This window comes from Allobosea sp. P1_A7 (assembly GCF_056406775.1).
In genome coordinates this window covers 1-8,223 of record NZ_JBFTZN010000257.1, presented here as the reverse complement: position 1 = coordinate 8,223, position 8,223 = coordinate 1, and the positions used below count along the sequence as shown (strand labels likewise).

The 8,223-nt window shown below is 64.3% G+C and carries 8 protein-coding genes and 1 pseudogene; 7 read left to right on the top strand and 2 right to left on the bottom strand.

Annotation, left to right across the window (positions count from 1 at the left end; all coding sequences use genetic code 11):
* The coding region (locus tag AC1D34_RS30010) for an alpha/beta fold hydrolase (protein WP_476826174.1) at nucleotides 1-809 on the top strand (809 nt) is incomplete at its 5' end.
* Nucleotides 810-919: 110 nt separating this feature from the next.
* Here the strand turns inward: AC1D34_RS30010 and AC1D34_RS30005 are convergent.
* Entirely contained in the window at nucleotides 920-1,120 is a 201-nt protein-coding gene (locus AC1D34_RS30005) for a hypothetical protein (RefSeq protein ID WP_476826173.1), read from the bottom strand.
* Between the two features lie 27 nt (nucleotides 1,121-1,147).
* The gene (locus tag AC1D34_RS30000; RefSeq protein ID WP_476826172.1) at nucleotides 1,148-1,801 is read right to left on the bottom strand and encodes a rhomboid family intramembrane serine protease; all 654 of its coding nucleotides are present in this window, start codon (nucleotides 1,799-1,801) and stop codon (nucleotides 1,148-1,150) included.
* A 142-nt stretch (nucleotides 1,802-1,943) separates the two neighbouring features.
* On the opposite strand from AC1D34_RS30000, the gene AC1D34_RS29995 reads away from it, so the two are divergent.
* The 6 genes and pseudogenes from AC1D34_RS29995 to AC1D34_RS29970 form a co-directional block, all read left to right on the top strand.
* Nucleotides 1,944-2,825: a hypothetical protein gene (locus AC1D34_RS29995; RefSeq protein ID WP_441488088.1), complete on the top strand. Its 882-nt coding sequence runs from the start codon at nucleotides 1,944-1,946 to the stop codon at nucleotides 2,823-2,825.
* A gap of 359 nt (nucleotides 2,826-3,184) precedes the next feature.
* Nucleotides 3,185-4,084: a GntR family transcriptional regulator gene (locus AC1D34_RS29990; protein ID WP_476826171.1), complete on the top strand. Its 900-nt coding sequence runs from the start codon at nucleotides 3,185-3,187 to the stop codon at nucleotides 4,082-4,084.
* 150 nt (nucleotides 4,085-4,234) lie between these two features.
* Nucleotides 4,235-5,566 carry an omega-aminotransferase AptA gene (gene aptA, locus AC1D34_RS29985; protein WP_476826175.1) on the top strand — a complete coding sequence of 444 codons (1,332 nt, stop codon included), beginning with the start codon at nucleotides 4,235-4,237 and terminating at the stop codon, nucleotides 5,564-5,566.
* Nucleotides 5,567-5,600: 34 nt separating this feature from the next.
* Nucleotides 5,601-7,031 carry an NAD-dependent succinate-semialdehyde dehydrogenase gene (locus AC1D34_RS29980; RefSeq protein ID WP_476826170.1) on the top strand — a complete coding sequence of 477 codons (1,431 nt, stop codon included), beginning with the start codon at nucleotides 5,601-5,603 and terminating at the stop codon, nucleotides 7,029-7,031.
* 22 nt (nucleotides 7,032-7,053) lie between these two features.
* Nucleotides 7,054-7,899 (top strand): alpha/beta hydrolase, encoded by an 846-nt coding sequence (locus AC1D34_RS29975; RefSeq protein ID WP_441488091.1) that lies wholly within the window; start codon nucleotides 7,054-7,056, stop codon nucleotides 7,897-7,899.
* An 85-nt stretch (nucleotides 7,900-7,984) separates the two neighbouring features.
* A pseudogene (locus AC1D34_RS29970) lies at nucleotides 7,985-8,223 on the top strand (ABC transporter substrate-binding protein); the annotation flags it as partial.

Below are 8,223 nucleotides of genomic sequence, written 5' to 3'. Positions count from 1 at the left end.
GTCGTGGCATGGGGGCTCCTGCCGTCGTCATCGTGGCAGGCGCGAGAGCCTCCGCCGCTGATTGGACCCAGTCCGAGCCAGGCAAGGTGAACGTCTTTTCCGCAGTGGCGGGGTTCACGCGGGTCTGCGCCTACGACCGGCCGGGAACTCCGGTCGGCGAAGCGCCGAGCCGCACCGACCCGGTCTCGCAGCCGGTCACCGCGCGGGCGGCGGTCACCGATCTGCATGCGCTGGTGACCGCTGCCGGCATCGCGACGCCTTTCGTGGTCGTCGGGCATTCCTATGGCGAGCTCGTTAGCTGGCTCTATGCGATGACCTATCCCGACGAGGTGAATGGGATGGTGCTCCTCGATGCCTTGTCAGAGGGGCTTCGGGCAGCGCAGGCCCCTCGTGAATGGGCGATCCAACGCGTGCTGCTCGATGGCGACCTGACTGAAGCCCTCAAAGTCTATCCGGCGATCGAGCAAGTCGATGCGAATCTCAGCTTCGATCAACTGCTCGCTGCCGAGCCGCTCCGACCGATGCCTTTGACCGTGCTGAGCGCGGATCACCCCTGGGGACCGCTCGTCCCGGGGCTTATCGCCGATGGCCGGCTGCCCGCCGACATTCCTTCCGATTTCGGCTACGTCACTGACAGGGCGCAGAAGGAGGCGCAGGCAAAGCTCGCTGCACTCGTGCCGGGCGCCAGGCATGTCACGCACACCGACAGCGGCCACGAGATCCACAAGGAACGGCCGCAACTCGTGATCGATGCCATCCGCGACGTTGTCGACGCTGCGCGTGACGGCAAGGCCAGCCGGGCGCCGTAACGCCAGCAGCACGGTCTGGCTTGCCTGGCCGGCGGGGCGTCTACGCGATGCGCCCGGCCAACTGGTCGGCCCGGCCAGCCCTGTCGGAATCCATGTCTGGAGCATCGTGGTCACTTGGATCCGGTCTGCCGCCGGTGCGCGGAACGTCGACTGTTCTCGACGCAGGAGAAGATCCGCATCGTGCTGGAAGCCTCGCGCTGCGAGGAGAGCATCAGCGTGTCAAACGCTTCCACTGCCGCCTGGACATCAAGCATCTTCAGAGAAATCTGCATCCCCCGCGCCTGACGTGCTGCGGTCGGCGACGCGGGCATGCGTCCGTAAGGTTTCGATGCCGCCCATCAGCAAAGTCGGGACGCCCGAGCAGGGGGCGGGGCAGCCGCGAAGGACGTATCCACGAAGGCTTCAAGCTCTTCCTCTGCTGCCGGGTAGGATGTCTTCCAGATCGCGGCGATCATCATGCCGAGAGCGAGTGCGCCAACATGCACCGCATAGGCTGTGCCGTCATCCTCGCCCATGCCTAGTGCCAGGGAAGCAACCTGGAGGCCGGCCCAGTAGCCCAGAAAAGCCCAGGCCGGCACGGCGATCCGCTTCCAGAACGGCAGGTAGACAATGATCGTGCGCATCCGCGCGTACGGGAACAGCACGAGATAGGCGCCCAACAAAGCCGAGACCGCACCCGAGGCCCCAATGACGGGAACGCGAGAAGCTGGCGACAATAACCAATGCACGACAAATCCCGTTACACCCAAAAACGGAAATACCAGGGCGAAACGCCACCAACCGAACAAGCGCTCTAGTGACCTGCCAAACACCCACAGAAACAGACAATTGCCCGCCAAGTGGAACATGTCGCCGTGCAAAAGGYTGGCGGTGACCAAGGTATGCATATGGCGCCAAGGCTGGGTGGAAAACAGCACCGGCGTGAAGCCGAGCTCGGCAACGAGAGCGCGGTGCAGCCCAGAAAGCTCGTCGGCGGCTGTGACCGCAATCATCAGAGCCAGCAGAGCCCAAACGACGGGGGACCGGAAACCATGAGTGAGATTGTCACCGTAAGGGAACATTGGACTTGTTGCTTATCGCCTTCATCGTTGGGCTAGATTACATGCATGCGATACCGGGGGAATGGGGCGTGAGATGAAGAACTTTGGCGGCCATGTCGGTGTGGCATTCTTCGGGATTTTATCGTTCGCCATCACAGTGGCCTTAGTGACGGCCATCGATCGCGCGACAGGCTTCAATTTGTTTGCATTGAGCGTCTGGGTCGTCGTCCCAGTTGGGGCGGCGCTGACGGGAGCTGCTGCTGCATCCGGCTATTACTTCGGGAGTCTGCTCTTCCACACTCGCCCGAATTGGTTCCTGCTTGTGCAGGTCATGATCGTGGCGGCGCTCGCGCAGTTCGCGATCTACTACGCCGAGTATTCGACGCTGGTCCTCGACAACGGCATCCGTGTTGCTGATCGGATCGGCTTCTTCGATTACCTCGACATCCGACTGACGACGGCTCACATGCGGATTGGGCGGGCTCAGACAGACACCGGCGCAGTCGGCTCCTTTGGATACTGGCTAGCCTTCTTCCAGTTCGTTGGGTTCATTCTCGGCGGTATCGCGACCTATTTGATCCTCAAAAATCATCCGGTTTGCACCGTGTGCTCGCGCTATCCGCGCAAACTGGCGACGAGCTCGCAGCACTTCAACGATCGAGAGGCCTTCGCCACTTACTATGACAATCTCTTTGACCATCCCGTCGACGGGCCCGCTTTCGCCGAGTGGATGGGGCATGATCCGGACAAAGGGCGGATTCGGGAAGGCACGATCCTCGCAACTTCGACGCTCCGTGGCTGTCCTCACTGCAAGACACAGCGCATCGTCCAGGCCGTCCAGATCATGGGGAAGAATGATTGGAGTGCCCTTCCGTCTCTGGCACGAGACGTGATCATCCCTCAGGACATCGATCTTCGGCCAGTCTTCAAGGGCGAAACGGGTCGACGCATCGGTGCACAACCAGCTTCGGCTTGAATATTCGCGTTTCACTCGGACCGGCGCAGGTCAACAGATGACCCATGGCATATTCTGCAACAGGGCAAATTCCCGCGTGTCACATCCGATGCTCGGTGCGGGCGGGCGAATACAGCCATTCAGTTGAGACGATAGCGCCGAGGAACTCTTCGAGGTTCTCGGCGCTATCGTCTCCTTGCGTGATACGCAAACGCGGCCGGAGCACGGCGTTTGGTGAGGGTCGGCCTTCCCTACTAGATCGGGGCGGGTGCTCGCTGATGGACGGCGAGGTCGACTGCACGAGAGGTCGTGATAGGGTTCGGTTCTCGTTGAAAAAATAATGCAATTCGGCTAGGGCTGCGGCGCACGGAGTCGTCTTGATGAATGAGCGTTCGCTTCCCCGCCAGACATCGCGGARGCCCAGCAATCTCCATACCGCTCTCGCGAAGCGAATTCTGGCCTGCGCCGCCGAGAAGCAGTGGTCGGCCGGCTTCCACCTGCGGGAGGCCGAGATTGCCCGAGCTTTCGAGGTTTCGCGTACTCCGGTGCGGGCCGCGCTCGGCCTGCTGGCCGAGCAGGGCGCAGTCGAAGCGCGCGCGAACCAGGGCTTTTTTCTTGCGCGGGACGGCAAGGATCTCGAGGCCGCAGAGCGCTCCCTGCCGAGCGCGCGCGACGAGGACATCATTCATGCCATCCTGCGGGATCGCGAGGCCGGCCGCCTGCCCGAGAACCTCATCGAAACCGACCTCTTGCAGACCTATCAGATCGGCAGAAGCGCGCTCAGCAAGGTTCTGCTGCGCCTCGCGGAGGATGGGCTGATCAAGCGGCGCCGCGGTCACGGCTGGAGCTTCGTACCGTCGCTCGCCTCGCCTGAGGCGCGCGAGGAAAGCTATCGCTTCCGTATGATGATCGAATGCATGGGGCTGTGTGAGCCGAGCTTTCGGATCAACAGGCCGGCCTTTGTCCGAAGCCGGGCAGCGCATGATGCTTTCATCGCCGATCTCGACCATACGCCGTCCGCAGAGCGCTTCTTCGAGATCAATGCCGGCTTTCACGGCATGCTCGCCGCCTGCTCCGGCAATCGCTTCGTCGTCCAGGCGATGGAGGCGCAGAACTCCCTGCGGCGCCTGACTGAGTACGCCGATTACGGCGGTCTCGATCGGGAGGCGTTGCTGCGATCCTGCCGGGAACACCTGGCGATCCTGGATGCGCTCGAGCAGGGCGACACGAACTGGGCGGCGACCCTGATGCGCCAGCATCTGACGCGCGCGCCGCGCTGAGCCGGTCTCTCCTTGCCCGCGGCTGGGCCGAAGGCGTCACGCCTTTACATTCGTGATATTCGGCTGGCCCGAACGCCGCCATCATGTTCGCTTGACATTGTATTATTTTTGCAAAAAGATCAAAATATCATCCAGCGCTCCTGAGGTTCAATCTTGCTCGCTTCCGCCGCCGCCCGCCCGAATGACCTCGATGCCCATTGGATGCCGTTCACGGCCAATCGGCGTTTCAAGAGTGATCCGCGCCTCTTCGTCGGTGCCGAGGGCAATTATTACCTGACGGCCGACGGGCGCCGGATCCTCGACGGCATGGCCGGGCTCTGGTGCGTGAATGCCGGACATGGCCATCCGCGGATCAAGGAGGCGATCAAGGCCCAGGTCGACAGGCTCGACTACGTCTCCTGTTTCCAGATGGGGCATCCCGACGCCTTCACGCTGGCGAGCCGCATCGCCAACATGATGCCGAAGGGGCTCGACCATGTGTTCTTCTCCAATTCCGGCTCGGAGGCGGTCGACACTGCGCTCAAGATCGCGCTGGCCTATCACCGCCAGCGCGGCGAGGCAGGACGCACCCGCCTGATCGGCCGGGCGCGCGGCTATCACGGCATGGGCTTCGGCGGGCTATCGGTCGCCGGCATCAGCCGGCATCGCCGCGATTTCGGGCCTCTCCTGCCGGGAGTCGCCCATCTCCCGCACACGCTCGACCTGGCCAGGAATGCCTTCTCGCGCGGCGAGCCCGATCACGGCGCTGATCTCGCCGAGGATCTCGAGCGGCTCGTGCAGATCCATGATGCGTCGATGATCGCGGCTGTCATCGTCGAACCGGTTGCGGGCTCGACCGGCGTGCTGCCGCCGCCCAAGGGCTATCTCAAGCGTCTGCGCGAAATCTGCGACAAGCACGGCATCCTGCTGATCTTCGACGAGGTGATCTCGGGCTTCGGGCGGCTGGGTGCCTCCTGCGCCGCCGAAGCCTTCGGCGTCATTCCCGACATGATCACCTGCGCCAAGGGGCTGACCAATGGCGCCGTGCCGATGGGGGCGACCATCGTCGGGCCGCATATCTACGAGGCCTTCATGACCGGGCCGGAAGGCAGCATCGAGCTCTTCCACGGCTATACATATTCGGGGCACCCGCTCGCCTGCGCCGCGGGCCTGGCCACCCTGCAGGTCTATGAAGAGGAAGGGCTGTTCGAACGCGCCCGGCGGATCGCGCGCCACTGGGAGGATGCGGCGCATGCCCTGAAGGGCGCGCCGCATGTCATCGATATCCGCACTATCGGTCTCGTGGCCGCGATCGAGTTCGAACCGCGGCCTGGCGGAGCGGGGCAGCGCAGCTCGGAATGCGCCGAGGCCTGTTTCCAGGCCGGTGTCCTCGTGCGCGCGGGCGCCGACCTGCTGGTGCTGTCGCCGCCGCTGACGATCGAGCCCGACGAGATCGACCGCCTCTTCGCCAGCATCCGCAAGGCGCTCGCAACCATCGCCTGATCTGGCCCATCCCCGTTTGAAGAGGTTGCGCGACGTGAGCGCCTATCCCGACATCACCCTGCATATCGGCGGCGCGGCTCGCGCGGGCTCCGGCGCCGAGATCGAGATCCATGATCCTGCGACCGGCGACATCCTGGCCACGGCGCGCCTGGCATCGGCGGTCGATCTCGACGACGCGCTGAAGGCTGCCGAGGCGGGCTTTTCTGCCTGGCGCGCGGTCTCGGTCTTCGAACGCTGCCGTATCCTGCGTCGCGTCGGCGAATTGCTGCGGGCGCGTCAGGACGCCATTGGCGAGGTGATGACGCGTGAGCAGGGCAAGCCTCTCGCCGAGGCGCGCGGCGAGGTGGCCGCGTCTGCCGAGGTCTTCGAATGGTATGCAGAGGAAGGGCGCCGCGCCTATGGTCGGGTCGTTCCAAGCCGCACGGCCGGCGCCCGGATGATCGTGGTGCGGGAGCCGATCGGCCCCGTTGCCGCCTTCACGCCCTGGAATTTTCCGGCGCTGACGCCGGCGCGCAAGATCGCCGGTGCGCTGGGTGCCGGCTCTTCGATCATCATCAAGCCGTCGGAAGAAACCCCGGCGACCTGCCTTGCCCTGGTCGAGGCCTGCGTCGAGGCAGGCGTGCCGGCGGGCGCGATCAATCTCGTCCTGGGAGATCCGCCAACGGTCTCGCGGCATCTCGTCAGCTCAGCGGTCATCCGGAAGGTGTCGTTCACCGGTTCCACGGCGGGAGGGCGTGCGGTTGCTGCCCTGGCCGCCCATGGGCCCAAGCGCGCGACACTGGAACTCGGCGGCCACGCTCCCGTCCTGGTATTCGATGATGTCGATGTCGAGGCGGTGGCTGCGCTCGGCGCTCAGCGAAAATTCCGTAATGCCGGCCAGGTCTGTGTCGCGCCGACACGGTTCTATGTCCACGAGGCGGTGCATGATCGCTTCGTCACCGCCTTCGCCTCGGCCGCCCAGCGGATCAAGGTCGGTAATGGCCTCGACCAGGGCATCGGCATGGGGCCGCTTGCCAATGCCAGGCGGCTCGAAGCGGTGCATGGATTGATCGAGGATGCCCAACGCCATGGCGCCAGGCTTGTCTGCGGCGGTGAGCGCATCGGCAATCGTGGCTTCTTCTATGCGCCGACTGTTCTCGCCGATGTGCCGGAGGCCGCGGCGATCATGAGCGAGGAGCCCTTCGGACCGGTGGCTCCGATCGCCCGCTTCCGCGATCTGGACGAGGTCATCAGTCGTGCCAACGGCCTGCCGGTCGGGCTCGCCGCCTATGCATTCACGGGCTCCGGCGCACGGGCCCTTGCCCTCGGCGAACGGATCGAGGCCGGGATGGTCGGCATCAACCGCTTCGAGATCGCTGCGGCGGAAACCCCATTCGGCGGGGTCAAGGATAGCGGCGACGGCCGCGAGGGCGGCACCGAGGGGCTCGACGCCTATCTTGTCACCAAGACGATCAGCCAAGCGTGAGACGACCGGAGAAAGACGACCGATGACGCGCAACGGACATGGCGAGAAGCTCTCCTATTACCAGCTCGGACGGACGGCGATCTTTGCCTGCCAGGCCGACCAGCGCTTCTCCTATTGCTGCTATATTCCCGAGGGCTATGAGGAGAACGGCACGAAGCGCTATCCGCTGGCCGTTCTGATCCATGGCAGCACCCGCACGGTCGACAGCCTGCGCGACCAGTTCATCGATTTCGCCGAAGCCAACCAATGCGTCGTCCTGGTGCCGCTCTTTCCCTGCGGGATCGGGGAGCCGGGTGACACGCATAACTACAAGCGCATCCTCTATCGCGGCATCCGTTACGACCTCCTAGTCCTGGCGATGATCGAGGAGATCGGCGAACTCTATCGCCTCGACGCCGAGAAGGTGCTGATGCACGGCTTCTCCGGCGGCGGGCAGTTCGTGCACCGCTTCTTCTATCTGCACCCGGAGCGACTGCTGGCGGTTTCGATCGGCGCTCCCGGCGTCGTGACGCTGCCGAACCCGGACAAGCCGTGGTGGCTCGGGACAGGCGATCTGAAGAGCATCTTCGGACGTGAACTTGATCTGTCCGAGATGCGGAAGGTCGCGGTCCAGATGGTCATCGGCGGCGATGACATCGAGACCTGGGACGTCACCGTCGCTCCCAGTTCCTCGAACTGGATGGAGGGCATCAACGAGACCGGCGTGACGCGGGTCGATCGCCTGCGCTCGCTGGAGCGCGCCTTCCTGAGCCTCGATATCCCGGTGCGCTTCGATGTCGTGCCCGGCGTCGAGCATATCGGACATCTCGTGCACCCCCCGGTGAAGGAGTTCTTCGCCAGCGCGCTTGCCCAACGGCAAAACCTCTAGCGGGGGCAGGGCGCGGCGATCTGCCAGCCATTTGGGCGGTGACACCGGAAAACCGGGCGCCGCTCGTGAACGAAAGGGAGAGATCATGAAGGTTGCATGGCTTGCGGCCCTGGCCGCGCTCGCCTGCCCGATGCAGGCGCTCGCTCAGGTCCCGAAGCAGGGTGGCGAGCTGCGCATCGCGCTCTCCACCGATATCACGAGCAGCGAGCCGGGTGTTCGGCGCAGCGGCGACAGCGACACCATCCTCCATCATGTGCTCGAGGCTCTGGTCGCCTATCGCGAAGACCTGACCATCGCGCCGTTGCTGGCCGAGTCCTACACGGT